Raw genomic sequence first — 17,060 nt, 5'->3', positions numbered from 1 at the left:
ATCAGGGATCGGTGATACGACGATGCCGCTCGACCCTCAGGCCGCGGCGTTGCGCGCGCGGCGCGAGGCCGCGGGTACCCCGCCGCTGTACACGATGACGCTCGAAGAGGCCCGCGCGGCGGACCTGGCCGACATCCGCGCGGGTGCCGGCCGGCCGGAACCCGTGGCGGCCGTGGAACACCATACGATCGACGGCCCCGGCGGTGAGCTGGCGATACGCATCCACCGGCCCGACCGCGCCGGGGCCCTGCCCGCGCTGGTCTACTTCTTCGGCGGCGGCTGGGTGCTGGGCACCCTCGACACCTGCGACGCGATCTGCCGCAGCCTGGCGAACGCGGCGGGCTGCGCGACGGTGTCGGTCGGGTATCGGCTGGCCCCGGAGCACCCGTTCCCCGCGGCCGTCGAGGACTGCCAGGCGGCCCTGACCTGGGCCGCCGGCAACGCCGCGACGCTGGGCCTGGACCCGCGGCGGGTGGCGGTCGGCGGCGACAGCGCGGGCGGCAACCTCGCCGCCGCGGTCACGCTGCTGAGCCGGGAACGCGGCGGACCGCCGCTCGTGCACCAGTTGCTGGTGTACCCGAACACCGAGTACGGCGGTGACACACCCTCGATGCGTGAGAACGCCGATCCGATGCTCTTCAACCGCGACTCGGTGCAGTGGTACTGGCGGCACTACCTCGCCGACGAGCGGGACGGGCTCGATCCGCTCGCGTCACCGCTGCGCGCGCCCGATCTCAGTGGTCTGCCGCCGGCCACGGTCATCACCGCGGAGTACGACCCGCTGCGGGACGAGGGCGAGCATTATGCGCGGCGACTGGACAAGGCCGGGGTGCCGGCCGAGGTGCGGCGTTACGCGGGCATGCCGCACGGCTTCTTCGCGATGGCGGGAACGCTCGACCAGGGCCGCGAGGCCGTGCAGTACGCGGCGCGGCGGCTGCGTGGCGCGTTCGGGCCGGCGGACGAGCCGGCGGAAGCCGACGGCCGGTGACGGCCGCGCTGCGGCTCGACGCGCTGCACGCGTCGCTGTCCGACCCGCTGCTCGACGAGATGACCTTCCTCAACGAGGTCACCGCGCGCCACCCGCAGGCCGTCTCGTTCGCTCCGGGCCGCCCCTACGAGGGTTTCTTCGCGTTCGAGGACCTGCACGAGAGCCTGGACGCCTTCGCCGGTCATCTGCGCGGGGAACTCGGCTACGACGAGCAGCAGGTGCGCGCGGCGCTCTTCCAGTACGGCCGCACCAAAGGGCTGATTCACGAGCTGGTCGCGCGGACCGTCGCGAACGACGAGGGGATAGCCGCCTCGCCGGAGGACTTCGTCATCACGGTCGGCGCCCAGGAGGGCATGCTGCTCGTCCTGCGCGCGTTGTGCGCGAAACGCCGGGACGTGATCCTGGTCAGCTCGCCCTGCTATGTCGGCATCACCGGCGCGGCGAGGGTGCTCGACATCCGCACCGTCGCGCTGCCCGAGCCCGAGGAGTGGCTCGAAGCCCGAGGGCCGGATCCCGAGGCGGTGGCCCGCGCGGCGCGCGCGCTGCGCGACCAGGGCGACCGGCCGCGCGCGCTGTATCTGGTGCCTGATTTCGCCAATCCGTCGGGCGCCAGCATGCCGGTGGAGGCGCGCCGCCGCCTGCTGGAGGTCGCGGCGCGGGAGGACCTGCTGATCATCGAGGACAACCCGTACGGGTTCTTCGCCGCCGAGCCCGGTCCGCCGCGCCCCACCCTCAAGGCCCTGGACCAGGACGCCCGGGTGATCTACCTCGGCTCCTTCGCGAAGACCTGCCTGCCGGGCGCGCGCGTCGGCTACGTCATCGCCGATCAGCCGGTCATCGACCGCGACGGGCGCCGCTCCCGGCTGGCCGACGAGCTGGCGAAGATCAAGAGCATGACGACGGTGAACAGCTCGGCGGTCAGCCAGGCGGTCATCGGCGGCATGCTGGTCCGGCACGGCTTTCGGCTGCGCGCGGCGAACGCGCGGGCGGTCGGCTTCTACGCGAACAATCTTCGCACCCTGCTTACTGCGCTGGAGCGGGCCTTCCCGCCCGCGCGGCGCGACCGGCTCGGGGTGCGCTGGAACCGTCCGGAGGGCGGTTTCTTCGTCCAGCTGTCGGTGGCGTTCACGGCGGACGCCGCGGCCCTGGAGCGGTGCGCGCGCGACTACGGGGTCTTATGGACGCCGATGGCGGCTTTCCATCCCGACGGCAGCGGCGCGCGCCGGCTCCGGCTCTCGTGCAGCTATCTGACGCCGGAGCTCATCGAGGAAGGGGTGCGCCGGCTCGCCGCGTTCATCCACGACGCGACCCTCGGCGACGCTACCCTCGGCGACGCGACTTTCCGCAACGCTACCCTCGGCGACACGGCGACCGGCGAAGCGGACATCCGGGACGCTGAAATCCGGCGGGCGCCCAGGCCGGAGGCGGCGCAGCGCGGCGATGTCATCGAGCACTGAAACCGTTGAGGTCTGGCTGATCCGCACCGACGCGGGCGCGGCCGTTTCGACGTTCGCCGATCTGGCGGCGTTGCTCGACCCGCGCGAGTTGCGGCGCGCCGAATCCTTCGGCTCCGGCGACGAACGGCGCCGTTACACGGTCGCGCACGCCGCCATGCGTCTCATCCTCGGCCGGCAGCTCGGCGTCGCGCCCGCCGAACTGCGTTGGCGCATCGGCCCGCACGGCAAACCCGAATTCGACGGCGCCGGGGCCGGGGCCGGGGCCGGGGCCGCCAGCGCGGTGCAGCTGAACCTTTCCGGAAGCGGGGATGTGGCCATGCTCGCGCTCACCGGTTCCCGGCGGGTCGGCGTGGATGTGCAGAGCCTGCCTGCCGCCGGCGCGGCGATCCGCATCGCGGAACGCTACTTCCCGCCGTACGAGGCCGGATATGTCGCCGCCGGAGGACCGAAGCGGGCGGCGTCCCGGTTCGCATCGCTGTGGGTCCGCAAGGAGGCGTGCGTGAAGGCCAGCGGCGGCAGGCTCGCCCAGGGCCTGTGCCTGCCGGTGCTGGACACCGGCGAGCACGTTCCGGGCGGCGCGCTCTGCCAGGCCTTCAGCATCAGAGGCTTGCGAAGTCCGGTGGGATTCCGCGCCGCGCTCGCGCTGGAGGGCACCGAGCCGTACCACGTCGTCCGCCGCAGCTGGCCGCCTGTCTGAACCCTGACGGACCGGCCCGGGACCACGGCCGTGCCCCGCCGTGCCCGCACCCCGCCGGGTCAGTGCTCTGTCAGCTCCTCGTGCGCGGCGAACCAGTCGATGGTGGTCTTCAAACCCTTCTCCAGCTCCATGCTCGGCCGCCATCCCAGCGCCGTGCGGGCCAGCGCGATGTCCGGCATCCGCACGCACGGATCGTCCGCGGGCCGCTCGACGAACGAGATCGGCGAGCGCGATGAGCACAGGTCCCTGATGTACTGCGCGAGGGCGAGGATGGTGAGCTCCGCCGGATTGCCCAGATTGATCGGCCCCGGGTGCGCGCCGCGGGCCGCGGCCAGGATCCCGGCGACGGTGTCGTCGACATAACACAGGGACCTGGTCTGCGTGCCGTCCCCGGCCACGGTCAGCGGGCGGCCGGCCCGGGCCTGCGCGATGAAGTTCGGGACCGCGCGCCCGTCCCCCGGCCGCATCCGCGGACCGTAGGTGTTGAAGATCCGCACGATCACCGTGTCGGCGCCCAGCTTCGTGCGATACGCCGTGGTCAGCGCCTCCGCGTAGCGTTTCGCCTCGTCGTACTGGCTGCGCGGCCCGATCGGGTTCACATTGCCCCAGTACGACTCGGTCTGCGGATGCACCAGCGGGTCGCCGTACACCTCCGAGGTGGAGGCGAGCACGAACCGCGCGCCCTTGCGCCGCGCCAGCTCCAGGGCGTTGAGCGTGCCGATCGCACCCGTCTTGAGCGTTTCGATCGGGTACCGGGCGTAGTCGCGCGGCGAGGCCGGGGAGGCCAGGTGCGCCACGAGGTCCACCGGCCCGTCCACGTCGAAGGGCTCGCACACGTCATGCCGCAGCAGCGTGAACCGAGGGTCGTCGCGCAGCCCGGCGAGGTTGACCGCGCGCCCTGTCAGCAGGTTGTCCACGCATACGACCTCGGCTCCCTGATCCCGCAGCCGGTCGCACAGGTGCGAGCCGACGAAGCCCGCGCCCCCGGTGACCACGGCCCGGTGCAGGCCGCGTTCCGGTCGGCCGGCCGCGGGGACAGGCCGGGGTTCCGTCTCGGCGCCGCGCATCAACCCACCCTCCCTCGGCGCGGCCGCCGGGACCGCGCCGGAACCGCGCACCGTACGCTCGTACTCGAACAATGACCCGACCCGACCCGGCCCGACCTCGGCCGGCCTGACCTGACCTGACCCGACCGGGAAGTGCGCTGGACGCGCGCTCAGGACTCGCGCAGGGAGCGTCCGGTCTTGGCGAAGAAGACGTCGTCAAGCGTCGGACGGTGCAGTTCGATCGTGGAGAGCTCGATGCCCGCGCTTTCCAGCGTCCGCATGATCCTCGGGATCGCCGACTCGCCCACGTCCACGGCCAGCCGCAGCTCGCCGTTGTCGCGGGCCTCCGCCGAGCGCGCGTAAGGCTCCGCGGCAAGCAGATCCGCGGCCTTCTGCGCCGTGGTGACCTGCGCGGCAGTGCTCTGAGCGGCAGTGCTCTGGGCCGCACCGACCTGCTCCGCGTCGGCCGCGGCGACGCGGACGGTGACCACGTCCCCGGAGATCTCCCGCTTCAGGGCGGCCGGGGTGCCCTCGGCGACGATCCGGCCCGCGTCGATGATCGCGATCCGGTCGCACAGCGCGTCGGCCTCGTCCAGGTAGTGCGTGGTGAGGAAGACCGTCATGCCCTCCTCGCGCAGCTTGCGCACCATGTCCCACATGTGCGCCCGGCTCTGCGGGTCGAGCCCCGTCGTCGGCTCGTCGAGGAAGACCACCTTCGGCCGGTGGACGACGCCGAGCGCGATGTCCACGCGCCGCCGCTGCCCGCCGGAGTAGGTCTTGCAGTTGCGGTCGCCGTAGTCGGCCAGCTCGAACGCCTCCAGCGACTGCGCGGCCCGGCGCTGCGCCTCGGCCTTGCCGATGCCGTGCATCCGGGCCTGGAGCACCAGTTCCTGACGCGCGGTCACGTCGTCCCAGGTGCCGCCGCCCTGCGCGATGTAGCCGATGGCGCGGCGCACCTCGGCCGGCTTGCGCAGCAGGTCCGCACCCGCGATCACGGCCTCGCCGCCGTCCGGCGGCAGCAGGGTCGCGAACATCCGCAGCGTGGTGGTCTTGCCCGCGCCGTTGGGCCCGAGGAAACCGAAGATCTCCCCCGCCTCGACGCGCAGGTCGATGCCGACGACCGCGTCGACCGCGGTGGTCTTGCCGCGCTTGCGGGTCTGGAAGGACTTTCGCAGCCCTCTGGCTTCGATCATGGCCCGCCCCTCGGCTCGGCCCGCGGCCCGTCCTTCGGCCTGGATCACGGCCTCGTTCATGCTCAGCTCCACTTCTTCCGCCTCGCCACTACCGCACCGAGCGCGCGAAAAGGCGCGCCGACCAGGCCAGGGACACCACTACCAGGCCACCCATGATCACAAGGCTGCGCCATACCGCGGGGTCGCCGGAGTGCCCGGCGAACAGCGCGCGCATCCCGCTGACGGCCCAGCTGTACGGGTTCCAGTCCGCCACCCGGCGCAGCCACAGCGGGGCCAGCGCGATCGGCAGCAGCGTGCCGGACAGCAGCATCAGCGGCTGCGCGACGTTGTTGATCACCTGGCCGAGCACGTTCGGGTTGCTGACCCGGATCGCGATCCCGTACGAGATGGCCGAACTGGTCAGCGAGATCAGCGCGAGCAGCGCGTAGGCGAGCAGCAGGTCCCCGATGCGCACGAACAGGCCGAGCGGCAGCGACAGCAGGGTGATGATCGCGGATTGCACCAGCACCGCGACCACGTCCCGCAGCGAGCGGCCGAGCACCAGGGCGTACCGGCTGACCGGGGTGACCCGGGCGCGTTCGACCACCCCGGAGGCGATCTCGCCGAGCAGCCCGAAACCGACGTACAGGCCGCCGCCCAGCGCGACGGCGACGAGCATGCCCGGCACGTAGATCCGGTACGCGGTGGCCATCGAGCCGCTGTCGAGCGAGGCGAGGGCGGGCTTGAGCAGCGGCGCGAACAGCGCGAGGTAGACGATGGGCTGGGCGACCCCCAGGAACACCCACAGCGGGGAGCGCAGCATCAGCAGCATGTGCCGCTGGAAGATCAGCCAGATGTCGCGCAGCGTCTTCACGTCAACCCTCACTCGTTCTCGGAATGGTTGCCGCCGGCGAGGACCGGCGATCCGGCGCCGCGCTCGGCCAGTGCGCCCAGGTGACGCGCCGCGGCGGCCGCGCCCCCGGCTTCGCACAGGGACCGCGCCACGCGCGCGGCCGCGGACCGGTAGGACGGATCTTCGAGCACTGTCAGCAGCGGGTCACGCAGCGACTCGGGCCGCGCGCCGTCGAAGCGGATCCTGATTCCCGCGCCCGCCGCGGCCACCTGGGCCGCGTTGATCGGCTGGTCGCCGCGGATCGGCGCGATCACCAGGGGTACGCCGTGGGCCAGCGCCTCGCACACCGTGTTCAGCCCGCCGTGGCTGACGACCGCGTCGAGCCGCGGCATCAGCTCCAGCACCGGCACCCGCGGCCGCACGAGGACGTGCTCGGGCGGGTCGGGCATGGCGCCGTCCGGGGCGACGACGACGGCCTGGAGCCGGTCGCCGAGGGGGCGCAGCGCCGCGCCGGCCCGCCGGTAGAAGGTTCCTGACATATCGGCGGCCAGGGTGCCGACGGTGACCAGGACGTGCCGGCGGCCCTCGTCCAGCCAATGCCGGGGGAAGGCCGGGTCGGCGGGTCTGCCGGTGAGCGCGGGCCCGACCAGGTGCGTGTTCGCGGGCAGCTGCGCCATCGCCTCTCCCACAAGGGCGGCGCCGGTGAACGCGATCACAAGGTGCGGGGAGAAGCGCAGGTCGTGCGGCGGGAGACCGGGCATGCCCGCGACGCTCCACATCGCGGCCAGCTGGTCGAGGATCCACGCCTCGACCTTGGGGAAGGTGCGCAGCGGCCGGGTCAGCTCCATCGTGGTCGGCGCGAGCGTCGCCCAGAGCAGGCCGTGGCGGTGTGCCTCGATCGCACCCGCCACAGCGTGCTGGTCCACCGCGAGCACATCGGGCGCGAAGTCGGCGATCGCCCCGCGGATTCCCGCGCGGGTCACGCGGGCGTGCGGAACGATGTAGCCCTCCCACCGCGACTTGGTGGAGGCCAGCCCGCGCTCGGCGCCGCCGCGGTGCGCGCGCAGCGGGATCGGGTACACGCGCTGCCCGGGCGCGATCAGCGGCCGCAGGAACGCCTCGGAACCGGCCCAGGCGACCTCCTGCCCGGCGCGTTCCAGCTCCCGGGCGACGGCCGCGAGCGGGTTCACGTGGCCGGCCAGCGGGAGCGAGACGAACAGGAACCGGCTCATCGCGGTGCGCTCCGGTCACCGCCGGCGGCCAGGCGGTCCGCGACGTACCGGGCCACGTCCGCGATCGTCAGGGTAATGAGCGCATCAAGGTCGAGGTCTGCGATGTAGGCGAGCAGGTCGGCGGCGTCGCCGTGGTGTTGCCGCAGCGCCGCGGCGAAGGCGGCGGTCTCCAGGCTGTCGAGCGCGAGATCGGCGTCGAGGCGCGTGTGCGGTCCGAGGTCCGCCGGCCACGTGCGGTCCTCGCCGAGACTCTCGCGCAGCAGCGCGGCGATGTCTGCGCACCGGCTCTCGTCATCGCGATCGAAGACGGGTGCGGCCGTGGTGCCGAAATCCCGCGCGGTCACCCGGATCCGACCTGCCCGGCTCCGCTCTGCCCGGGTGCACTCCGGGCGTCATGCGCGGCCGGTTTGACGCCACGCAGGGCGCCGTACGTGAGCACACCGGTCTCGAAACCCTTGAGCATGATCGGGCCGGCGTAGAAGTATCCGAGTACTTCGACGCCGCGCTCGCGGGCGAGTTTGCGCATGAGCGCCCGGCCGTCGTCCAGCGACTGGATCCGGGCGAATCGCGGATCCCAGGAGTCGGCCACGTTGACGCTCCAGTCCGCGAAGTCGACCTGCGCGAAACCGGCGGCCTCGGCCAGGCGGGCATGCTCCTCCAGCGAGATCAGGCTCGGCATCACCTGATGCTTGAGGACCTGCGCGACCAGTTCGCGCTCACCGGGATCCAGCTCGCCGTCGCGCACCGCCCAGGTACCGACCGCCAGGACACCGCCCGGACGCAGCAGACGCAGCGCCTCGGCGAAGAAGGCCGCCCGGTCCGGGATGTGCATCACGCTTTCCAGCGCCCACACCACGTCGAAGGAGGCGTCCGGCAGGCCGGTCTGCAGCGCGTCGATCTGCTCGAAGCGCAGCTGCGCGCCAAGGCCGGCCGCCGCGGCCTTCTGCTCGGCGCGGGCCACTTGCCGGGCACTGAGGCTGACCCCGTGCACCCGGCAGCCGAGATCGCCGGCCAGGTACAAGGCCGGGCCGCCGATGCCGCAGCCGACGTCGAGCACCGCGGCGCCCGCAGGCACGTCGGCGTAGGCGACCAGTTCGCGCACCAGCCGGCCGGTGGCCGCGTGCCGGTCCGCGCCGCCCTCGTCGGGACGCTCGCCCGCGTCCCAGTACCCGTGGTGCACATGCTCCCCCCACAGCTCTTCGTAGAGATCGAGCGTGGTGTCGTAGTAACGCTCGACCGCGTCGTTGAGCGGCTGCCCGAAGTCGGCCACGGCGGCAGGCCGCGCGGCCTCGGTCTTCGTGCTCATACTCGTGCTGGTGGTGGTGCGTGCGTCCGAGTCGGCTTCCACGTCGTCAAGTCTCCGGGCGAGAGGGCGGCGAGCGAATGCGTGCGGAGTTCCGTAGCCGGCATGGTGCGCTGAATAACAAACCATGCCGCGCCGTCTTACCTCGGCGAAATAAGGACCGGCGCGCGGGCGCGGGAAATTCGGCCGCGCCGGAAATCTTCTGCGGCCTGCGGTTTCCCCCCACGCCAAGTTTCCGGGCCATAACGCTGCGGCCTGCGGCTTAGCGGGATAATCAGAGCTATTCCGGCACCGCGTCCACGCCGGGGCATTTAGAGCCTCGGAGTGCGGGATCTGCCGCGGTGCTTATGACGGTACGCAGACTCTCACGAGAGCGCTCTCACGTCAATTGTGTGAAAGTTTCACGATGCGGAAATCACCGTCCTGCACGTGACCTGCGGTTGAAATCACGGATCTTTCCCGGGTATTGAAAAACCCTGCCCCGGAGCCGAGAGTGCGGCTGCGCAAGGTATCGGGCGCGGGTATCGGCGTAACGGCCGCCCGCGGTCACGGTCGCCGCCGCGCCGCAGTCCGCTCAGGGAGGGGGGACCGATTGGATCCGTGCACGTACGCCGCTGGAGATTCAGCACGGTCCGCGCCCGCCGCACCGTCATCGACTCCACGTCCCACGTTCTGAAGGGAACCCGTTCCCATGACCGACGACGCGCCGGCAGCGGCCGAGAGCAGCACGGACGAGCAGATCCGCGAGGTGATTCTGCGGTCCCTGCGCGAGATGAACTACGACACCACGGGCATCGACGACGCGACCCTGCTCGGACCGGCCGGCGCCGACCTGGAGTCGCTGGCGCTGGCCGAACTTCTGGTCCGGGTCGAGGACGCGTTCGGCGTCCGGTTCGAGGACGACGAGGCCGAGCAGATGGCGGTGCTGACCGTCGGCGAGTTCCGGGCCGCGGTGGCGGCGCGGATCGGCGCGGGCGCCGCGTCGAGCGCGGTCGGCTGAGACCGCCGCCTTCTTCGGTCAGGGAGGGGCGGTTTGAGCGAGCGCGACGCCGGACGCGACGGCGTGGTCATCACCGGCATGGGCCTGGTGACCACGGTGGGAACGAGCGCGGCCGAGGTGATGGCGGCGATGTGCGACGGGCGCAGCGGCCTGAGCACGCCGCCGCCCGGGCATCCGTTGCAGGGCGCGGTCGAGGTCGCCGGCTTCGGCCCGCCGATCGACCCGGCCGCGGTGCTGCCGGGACCGGAGACCAGGGTCGTCGACCGTTACATCGTGATGGTGCTGCGCGCCGCCGAGGACGCGCTGGCCGACGCAGGGCTCGAAATCGGGCGCGACGTCGACCCGTACCGCACCGCGGTGGTGGTTTCCAGCACCGGCGGGCTGCCCACGCTCGAAGCCCAGTCGATCGAGCGCTCGCAGCGCGGCCGGGTCGGCGTCAGCCCGTACCTGCTGCCCGGCATGCTGCCCAACATGGGCGCGGCGCGGATCGCGATCAAGTACGGCATCCGCGGCTACAGCTCCTGCGTCGCCACCGCGTGCGCCGCCGGCGGGCAGTCGATCGCGGAGGGACTTCGCCTGCTGCGATCAGGGCTCGCCGACGTGGCGGTGTGCGGATGCAGCGAGGCGCCCTTGTTCCGCACGCTCGCGGACACGTTCACCAACGCCCGTGCCCTGGCCCGCGGCTGGGCGCAGGATCCCGCCTCCGCCAGCCGGCCGTTCGACCGGCGCCGCAACGGGATCGTGCTCGCCGAGGGGGCGGGCGTCTTCGTGCTCGAACGTGCGGCGCACGCGGACGCGCGCGGCGCGGCCGGCTACGCCGACGTGGTCGGGTGGGGCGCGACCAACGACGCCTATCACCCGATCACGCCGCGTCCGGACGGCGAAGGCGCGGCCGAGTGCATGCGCCGGGCGCTGGCGGACGCCGGGATCGGCCCGGCCGACGTCGGCTACCTCAACGCGCACGGCACCGGCACCAAGCTCGGCGACACCGCCGAGGCGCTGGCGATCCGCACCGCCTTCGGCGACCACCAGCCGCCGGTCAGCGCGACGAAGGCGGTGACCGGCCACATGCTCGGCGCCTCCGGGATGGCGGAGGCCGCGGTGACCGTGCTGGCGCTGCGCCGGGGCCTGCTGCCGCCGACGCAGAACCTCGACGACCCCGATCCGGCCTGCGAGCTCGACCACGTGCGCAAGCTCGCCCGGCCGGCCCGGCTCAGCCACGCCGTATCCAACTCCTTCGGCTTCGGCGGCCACAACGTCAGCCTCGTCTTCGGCCAGCCGAGCACCCGGCTGGCGCGCGCGGTCTGAGCCATGAGCCGAGGCAGCGTGATGAGACCGTGCGATTGAGAACCGTGTGATGAGAACCCTGTGATGAGAACCCTGTGATGAGAACCCTGTGATGAGAACCCTGTGAGAAGGGACCCGATGGGTACGAGCATCCGGGCGGCACTGGCCGCCGATCCCGACCTCGGCGCGGGCAACGTCCTGCCCAAGCTCATCGAGCACGGCGCGCCGCTCGACGGCCCGGGACTCGGCTTCGATACGCCGGTCGACGGCCTGCCGGCCTTCCACGGGATGACGCTCGGCGAACTGCGCGACCGGGTGGCGGCGCGCGCGGCGTGGCTGCACGCCCAGGGCATCGGGCCGCGCGACCCGGTCGCGGTCTACGTCTCGGCCGCCGCCGACTGCTTCCTGCATTTCATGGCGCTGACCTGGCTGGGCGCGATCCCGGCGCTGATGAACCCGGCGCTGCCCGGCGACGTGGCCGCCGAGTACATCAGAAGACTGCGGGCGGTCGGCCTGGTCGCGGACGGCGCCCACCGCGGCCTGCTCGCCGGCGAGAGCCTCGGCCTCGCCCGCGACCTGCTGATCGACCCGGCGTCGACCGGCTCCGGCGAGCCGGCCGCGGCGCCCGCGCCGTACCGGCACCACCAGCAGGACCCGATCGCGATCACGCACTCCTCGGGCACGACGCGCATGCCGACCGCCGTCGTGCACTCGAACGCGAGCCTGTTCGCGGCCACCCGGCTCATCCGGCTCAAGACGCCGCGCGCGCAGGGCACCGAGCGGGTGCTGTGCACGCTGCCGGCCCCGCACGCGGCCGGGATCGCCGCGATCAACCACATCATGTGCAACCGGGGCGAGTTGCTGTTCCTCTCGCAGCAGGCCGACGGCCCGGCGATCGTGGAGACCATCGAACGCTGGAAGCCCACCGGCGTGTTCGGCTTCGCGGCGACGTGGGCCGCGCTGGCGCGCATCGATCTGACCGAGCGCGACGTGGACTCGGTGGCGCTCTGGTACAACACCGGGGACTGCGCGCACGAAGCACACGTGCGGCGGCTCGTCGCGGCCGGTTCCCGGCAGACGGTCGGCCGCGGCGGCGTCGGCCGCGTGCCCGGGTCGATGTTCGTCGACGGCCTCGGCTCGACCGAGATGGGCCACTCCGCCTTCCACATCACGCACCGCCCCGACACCGAGCGGTACGGCCGCTGCATCGGCAGGCCGCACGTGTTCGTCGAGATCGCGCTGCTCGACCTGGCCACCGGCAAGGAGGTGCCGCCGGGAGAGGTGGGGCACTTCGGGCTCAAGTCGCCGAGCGTCGCCGCCGGCTACTGGAACGACTCGGCCGGCTGGTACCGCACCAGGTTCCAGGGCTACTACCTCACCGGCGACCTGCTCTACCGCGACGAAGAGGGCTACTACTACCACGTGGACCGCGCCGTGGACGCGATCGACCTCGGCGGCGGCCAGTGGCTGTACACCGCCCAATCGGAGGAGAACATCCTGAGAACGTGCCCGGACGTGCACGACTGCACCGTCGTGGCGGCGAAAGGCCCGGACGGCCGGGTCACCACCGACGTCCTGCTCGCGCTGCACGACTGGGCCGACCCCGGCGTCGACCGGACCGCCGAGGTGCGCGCCGCGCTCACCGAGGCCGCGGCGGCCACGCTGCGAGAGGTCGTGGTGGTCGGCGAGGACCACCTCATCACCGGCCCCACCGGAAAGGTACGCAAGTTCCTGATGCGCCAGCGCAGCCTGGCACGAGCGGCGGCTGACTGACATGACCGCACCGACCTCGCCTGCCGCTTCCGCGTCGCGCCCGGAACTCTTCGCCGACCCGCGCATCGGCCATTTCCCGCTGTCCGCCACCGTGCCCCCGTTCAACGCGTCGATCAGGCCCGCGACCGTGCCCGCGCCGAGCGAGCGCGTGCCCGTGCACTTCGCCGGCGACGGCGAGGGCGTCGCGGAGCTGACGTGGGGTCAGCGCGAGATCCTGGAGGCCATGGTCCGCCAGGGCTGGATCTCCATGGGCGGGGTGATCCCGCTGCCGCCGGGCACCACGGTGCAGGACACCGCCGACCGGCTCAGGTACATGATGTCCCGCTTCCCCTCGCTGCGCACCCGGCTGCGGTTCGACGTACCCGGCTCGCCGGTCCAGGAACTGCACCGCGACGGCGAGATCACGCTCGACGTCTTCGACGCGGCGCAGCGGGAAGACGCCGCGGCCGTCGCGGCGCGCATCGAAGCCTGCTACCGCACCAGGCCGCGCGACTTCACATCCCAGTGGCCGATTCAGATGGGCGTCGTGCGTCAGGACGGGCGACTCACCCACGTGGTCGCCATCTCGTGCCATACCGTCAGCGACAACCTGGGCATGGTGGCGATGAGTCGGCAGATCGACGCGGGCGTGACTGACCCGCCGATCGGCCTGCAACAGCTGGAACTGGCGCGCTGGCAGGACTCGCCCGCCGGACGCCGGGTGAACGACGCGGCGATGCGGTTCATGGAGAAGGTGCTGCGTTCGGTGCCGCCGCGGCCACTCCCGCTCTCCGGCGACGAGCGCGAGCCCAGGCACTGGACCGGAGTGCTGCGATCCCGCGCCCTCAAACTGGCGCTGCCCGCGATCGCCGAACGCACCGCGGCCGACGCCTCGGCGGTGCTGATGGCGCTCTACGCGACCGCGCTGGGCCGGCTGGGGCTGCTGAACCCCGCGGTCATCAGGCCACTGGCGAGCAACCGGTTCCGCCCCGGGCTGGCCGACATGGTCGGCAACCTCGTGCAGAGCGGCGTTTGCGTCCTCGACGTCGCCGAGAGCACGATCGACGACGCGGTGCGCCAGGCACGTCAGCTCTCGATGACGGTGCGCAAGTATTCCTATTTCGACCCGAAGGCGGAGACCGCGCTGATCGAGCGGCTGGTGCGGGAGGCGCGCCTGCTGGATCCCGACGCGCGGCCGTGGTCGTGTACCCACTGGGCTTTCTTCAACGACCGCCGCGTCGCGCCGACCGGCCCCGAACCGATCAGCGCGCGGCGGCTCGGCGACGAGCGGGCCGCGAGCACTTTCCGCTGGGTCGAGAAGAAGGTCAACCCGTACGAGCAGCTGTTCCTGCACATCGACGACGCTGGCGACGGCATCGAGCTGATGGTCTGCGCGGACACCCGGCACCTGTCCCCCGCCGGCAACGAGGCGCTGGCGCGCGAGATGGAGGCGGCGGCCGTGGAGGCGGCGCTCGACCCGCGGGCGCCGACGCGGGTGTCGGCGCGGCAGCCGGCGGCGGGGCCGGTCCATGTATGAAAGGGCTCTGGGGGTGCGATGACCGCTCTTGAAGCCGTCGGCGTGTACGTCCCGTCCGGCCGGACGCCCATCGAGGATCTGGCCGAGCATTTCGGGCTGACCGCGATGCAGGTGCGCGTCTTCCGGCGCTACCACGGGCTCGGCGAGGTGAGCCGTGATCCCGGCGGGCTGCTGGACCTGCTGCGCGGCGCGGTCGCCGACCTCGGCAGCCTGAAGGGCAGGGAGGACCGGGTGCGCTACGTCGTGCACGCGCGCACCTTCCCCGTGGTCGTGCCGTATCCGCGCAATCCGCTGCGGGACCTGTGCCGCGAATTCGGGCTGGAACAGGCCGCGACCTTCGCGGTGGGCCACCACGCCTGCGCCTCCGGCCTGCTCGCGGTGGACGTGGTCGGCCGGCTTCTGGCCGCCGACGCCGACCCTGAGGCGCTCGGGCTGGTGGTCGCCGGCGAGAAGGCGTTCACCGGACAGGCCCAGCTCGTGCCGGAAACCTCCTTCTTCGGTGAGGGCGCGGCGGCCTGCCTGGTGCGCGCCCACGGCGAGCACGACCGGCTGCTCGCGTACGACGCGCAGCTGCGGGGCGAGTTCGACGACGACTCGCCGGAGACGGCGGCGCGGTTCCAGCGGGAATACGCGCACTGCCTGGCCGCGGCGATCCGCACCGCGGTGGAACGCAGCGGCCTGGACATGACGCAGATCCGGTTGATCCTTCCGCACAGCGTGAACCGGGTGGCCTGGCAGCGGGTGTGCCGCAAGCTCGGGTTCCCGCTGGAGCGGGTGCTGCTGGACAACGTCGGCTCGATCGGGCACCTGTTCTGTGCGGACGGGCTGGTGAACTACCGGACCGCCGCCGACCGCGGACTGCTGCAGCCGGGCGACCGCTATGTGATGGCCGCCGCGGGGGCCGGCCTCGGCGCCGCCTTCGCCGCCATGGTCTTCGAGCATTGACGGGCCCGGGACGATCACGTTTCCGGGCGCGGTTCGCGCCGCCGGATCTTCGCAACCGAAGGACTTTCGCAGCTAAGGAGCCACCGTGTTGGACATCAGCGCCACCGCCCTGACCGGCGATCCGCGATCGCGCGAGCGGATCGCGGAAGCGATCTGCACGCTGCTTCCGCAGATGCTCGGCCGCGAGATCGAAGGCGCCTCGGCGGACACGGCGCTGCTGGACGCGGTCGGACTGACCTCGACCACCGGCCTGGAACTGCTGCTGCGGCTGGAGGAGAGCATGGAACTGGAGATCAGCGTCGAGGAACTGGATCGCGACGACTTCGAGACGATCGGCTCGCTGGCGAGTTACGTCGCCGCGAACCTGCTCACCGAGGAATGAGAGCGGGGAACGAACGGGTGTCCGGCACCTTGGCGCGCTCGGTTCCGGTTCCGGGTCCGGCAACGACCGCGGCTCCGGGTCCGGCTCCGGCAACGACCGCAGCTCCGATTCCAGCACCGGCACCGGCACCGGCCGGGCGGCTCGCGGGTCCGGCGCACTGGGGCGTTCGCGCGGCGGTTCGCCTGGGCTTTCCCGGCCGCGCCGCGCTCGCGGAAGACGCCGCGCACACCGCGCTCCTGCGCACGTACCTGAGCGATCTGTTGAAGCAGGACGGGCTCTCGCTCGACGAGGAGAAGTTCGCCGCGGGAGGCCACAGCTACGGCGAGATGGCCGAGGAACTGCTGCGCCTGACCGTGCCGCCCGGCGAGGCGGTGGATCTGCTCGTGCTCGCCTCGGCCGTGCCCGACCTGACCCCGGGTCGTTCCACGGCCATCTACCTGAGCCACGTGTGCCCGGGCTCCCCGCTCGCCCTCGCGATCGGCGACCAGGGCGCCGTGGCGGCGTTCACCGGTCTGCGGCTCGCCGGCGAATACGCCCGAACCGACGCGCTGCACAGCACGATCCTGTTGGTCGTCGAGCAGGCGTCGCTGCCCTACGACACGGGCTCGGCCCCGATGCCGGCCGAGAACGCCGCAGTCGCGCTGCTCCTCGGTGACTCGACTGTGCCAGTGTCCTTACCCGCCGCGGCCGCGGGCCGGCCGCGACACCCGGCGCGCTTGGGCGAGGTGAAGATCCTGGCGGACGTCCAGACCGACGAGGCCGCGGTCTGCGCGCTCGAAGCGGCCGCCGCGGGCCTCGGTGGGCCGAGCGACACGGCGCTGATCCTCGGCCCCGGTCTCGCGGAGCACGCCGGCGACCTGGCCGACAGATTTCTGATACACCACGCGCATCCCGGCCGCCCGGCCACCGGAACGTGGTGGGAGCTGGCCGGCATGCTCAACGAGCCGCGGCGGCCGGCGCGAAGCGTGCTCCTGGCCGAATACGACCCCGAATCCGCGACGCTCGCGCTGGCCGCCTTCCACGTTTAGCCATAGGGCCAGGCCAAGGCGTTGAAGGGCGAAGCGCCTTGCACGCGCTGGGATCTAGTGTCCCGCGCCGGAAATCCGCCGTGAAAATCGGCCCCCGCATCCCGCCTGGCCGCGTTGCCGAAACACCCACAGACGACCCACTGCGTTGATTGAGCACCGCGAGGGTGTTCCGGCGCCTTGCCAGCCGGGCGCGGATGACCGGACGCGCGCAGCCAGGTCGAGCAGAGTCATGCGACGGATTTCCGGCGCGGGACACTAGTGTCTTGCTTCTAAAGTCCGTTTACTAAGTGTATGCTGGGCGTATGCCACGAACCGGACGGCCGCGGGCCGAGTTGGTGTTGAGTGCCGGGGAGCGCGCCCAGTTGGAGCGTTGGGCGCGCC

Annotated in this window: 16 protein-coding genes; 10 read left to right on the top strand and 6 right to left on the bottom strand. The window is 72.2% G+C overall.

What is annotated here, in order from left to right:
* The first annotated feature begins 22 nt into the window (after nt 1-22).
* Genes lipP1 through KGA66_RS15285 form a run of 3 tightly spaced genes read left to right on the top strand, consistent with a single transcriptional unit; the run spans nt 23 to nt 3,142 of the window.
* Complete coding sequence (lipP1, locus tag KGA66_RS15295) at nt 23-988, top strand: LipP1 family hormone-sensitive lipase (protein ID WP_211468783.1); 966 nt, start codon at nt 23-25, stop codon at nt 986-988.
* The gene (locus tag KGA66_RS15290) at nt 985-2,445 is read left to right on the top strand and encodes an aminotransferase-like domain-containing protein (RefSeq protein WP_312886925.1); all 1,461 of its coding nucleotides are present in this window, start codon (nt 985-987) and stop codon (nt 2,443-2,445) included. Before lipP1 ends, KGA66_RS15290 begins: the two co-directional genes overlap by 4 nt.
* Entirely contained in the window at nt 2,429-3,142 is a 714-nt protein-coding gene (locus tag KGA66_RS15285) for a 4'-phosphopantetheinyl transferase family protein (RefSeq protein ID WP_211468782.1), read from the top strand. Before KGA66_RS15290 ends, KGA66_RS15285 begins: the two co-directional genes overlap by 17 nt.
* Before the next feature lie 59 nt (nt 3,143-3,201).
* Here the strand turns inward: KGA66_RS15285 and KGA66_RS15280 are convergent, their stop codons facing one another.
* The 6 genes from KGA66_RS15280 to KGA66_RS15255 all read right to left on the bottom strand — a co-directional run bounded on the left by KGA66_RS15280 (nt 3,202) and on the right by KGA66_RS15255 (nt 8,793).
* Complete coding sequence (locus KGA66_RS15280; protein ID WP_211468781.1) at nt 3,202-4,209, bottom strand: UDP-glucuronic acid decarboxylase family protein; 1,008 nt, start codon at nt 4,207-4,209, stop codon at nt 3,202-3,204.
* 149 nt (nt 4,210-4,358) lie between these two features.
* A complete protein-coding gene (locus KGA66_RS15275; protein WP_211468808.1) occupies nt 4,359-5,381 on the bottom strand; it encodes an ATP-binding cassette domain-containing protein in 1,023 nt (340 codons plus the stop codon).
* A gap of 88 nt (nt 5,382-5,469) precedes the next feature.
* Nucleotides 5,470-6,234: an ABC transporter permease gene (locus KGA66_RS15270; protein ID WP_211468780.1), complete on the bottom strand. Its 765-nt coding sequence runs from the start codon at nt 6,232-6,234 to the stop codon at nt 5,470-5,472.
* A gap of 8 nt (nt 6,235-6,242) precedes the next feature.
* Nucleotides 6,243-7,445, bottom strand: a complete 1,203-nt coding sequence (locus KGA66_RS15265) for a glycosyltransferase (protein ID WP_211468779.1) — start codon at nt 7,443-7,445, stop codon at nt 6,243-6,245.
* A complete protein-coding gene (locus tag KGA66_RS15260; protein WP_211468778.1) occupies nt 7,442-7,789 on the bottom strand; it encodes an acyl carrier protein in 348 nt (115 codons plus the stop codon). Before KGA66_RS15260 ends, KGA66_RS15265 begins: the two co-directional genes overlap by 4 nt.
* On the bottom strand, nt 7,786-8,793 hold the full coding sequence (locus tag KGA66_RS15255; RefSeq protein WP_312886924.1) for a methyltransferase domain-containing protein: 1,008 nt from the start codon (nt 8,791-8,793) through the stop codon (nt 7,786-7,788). Before KGA66_RS15255 ends, KGA66_RS15260 begins: the two co-directional genes overlap by 4 nt.
* 727 nt (nt 8,794-9,520) lie before the next feature.
* Here KGA66_RS15255 and KGA66_RS15250 point away from each other — a divergent pair.
* The 7 genes from KGA66_RS15250 (at nt 9,521) to KGA66_RS15220 (ending at nt 16,679) form a co-directional block, all read left to right on the top strand.
* Complete coding sequence (locus tag KGA66_RS15250; protein WP_438822046.1) at nt 9,521-9,748, top strand: acyl carrier protein; 228 nt, start codon at nt 9,521-9,523, stop codon at nt 9,746-9,748.
* A gap of 33 nt (nt 9,749-9,781) precedes the next feature.
* Nucleotides 9,782-11,056: a beta-ketoacyl-[acyl-carrier-protein] synthase family protein gene (locus KGA66_RS15245; protein WP_246507899.1), complete on the top strand. Its 1,275-nt coding sequence runs from the start codon at nt 9,782-9,784 to the stop codon at nt 11,054-11,056.
* Nucleotides 11,057-11,173: 117 nt separating this feature from the next.
* Nucleotides 11,174-12,808 (top strand): class I adenylate-forming enzyme family protein, encoded by a 1,635-nt coding sequence (locus KGA66_RS15240; RefSeq protein ID WP_211468776.1) that lies wholly within the window; start codon nt 11,174-11,176, stop codon nt 12,806-12,808.
* Nucleotide 12,809: 1 nt separating this feature from the next.
* Entirely contained in the window at nt 12,810-14,324 is a 1,515-nt protein-coding gene (locus KGA66_RS15235; protein WP_211468775.1) for a condensation domain-containing protein, read from the top strand.
* Nucleotides 14,325-14,342: 18 nt separating this feature from the next.
* Nucleotides 14,343-15,269, top strand: coding sequence for a 3-oxoacyl-[acyl-carrier-protein] synthase III C-terminal domain-containing protein (locus tag KGA66_RS15230; protein WP_211468774.1), 927 nt, complete (start codon nt 14,343-14,345; stop codon nt 15,267-15,269).
* An 85-nt stretch (nt 15,270-15,354) separates the two neighbouring features.
* Nucleotides 15,355-15,651, top strand: a complete 297-nt coding sequence (locus KGA66_RS15225) for a phosphopantetheine-binding protein (protein ID WP_211468773.1) — start codon at nt 15,355-15,357, stop codon at nt 15,649-15,651.
* Nucleotides 15,652-15,668: 17 nt separating this feature from the next.
* The gene (locus KGA66_RS15220; RefSeq protein WP_211468772.1) at nt 15,669-16,679 is read left to right on the top strand and encodes a hypothetical protein; all 1,011 of its coding nucleotides are present in this window, start codon (nt 15,669-15,671) and stop codon (nt 16,677-16,679) included.
* Nucleotides 16,680-17,060 lie beyond the last annotated feature (381 nt).

It is taken from the genome of Actinocrinis puniceicyclus (assembly GCF_018283645.1).
Classification (GTDB): Bacteria; Actinomycetota; Actinomycetes; order Streptomycetales; family Catenulisporaceae; genus Actinocrinis; species Actinocrinis puniceicyclus.
This window is presented reverse-complemented; position numbering and strand designations above follow the sequence as displayed.

Bases quoted from the DNA above. Each gene is read 5' to 3' on its own strand.
- KGA66_RS15230 (WP_211468774.1), top strand. From the start codon at position 14,343: ATGACCGCTCTTGAAGCCGTCGGCGTGTACGTCCCGTCCGGCCGGACG.
- KGA66_RS15285 (WP_211468782.1), top strand. From the start codon at position 2,429: ATGTCATCGAGCACTGAAACCGTTGAGGTCTGGCTGATCCGCACCGAC.
- KGA66_RS15275 (WP_211468808.1), bottom strand. From the start codon at position 5,381: ATGATCGAAGCCAGAGGGCTGCGAAAGTCCTTCCAGACCCGCAAGCGC.
- KGA66_RS15240 (WP_211468776.1), top strand. From the start codon at position 11,174: ATGGGTACGAGCATCCGGGCGGCACTGGCCGCCGATCCCGACCTCGGC.
- KGA66_RS15265 (WP_211468779.1), bottom strand. From the start codon at position 7,445: ATGAGCCGGTTCCTGTTCGTCTCGCTCCCGCTGGCCGGCCACGTGAAC.
- lipP1 (WP_211468783.1), top strand. From the start codon at position 23: ATGCCGCTCGACCCTCAGGCCGCGGCGTTGCGCGCGCGGCGCGAGGCC.
- KGA66_RS15280 (WP_211468781.1), bottom strand. From the start codon at position 4,209: ATGCGCGGCGCCGAGACGGAACCCCGGCCTGTCCCCGCGGCCGGCCGA.
- KGA66_RS15250 (WP_438822046.1), top strand. From the start codon at position 9,521: ATGAACTACGACACCACGGGCATCGACGACGCGACCCTGCTCGGACCG.
- KGA66_RS15235 (WP_211468775.1), top strand. From the start codon at position 12,810: ATGACCGCACCGACCTCGCCTGCCGCTTCCGCGTCGCGCCCGGAACTC.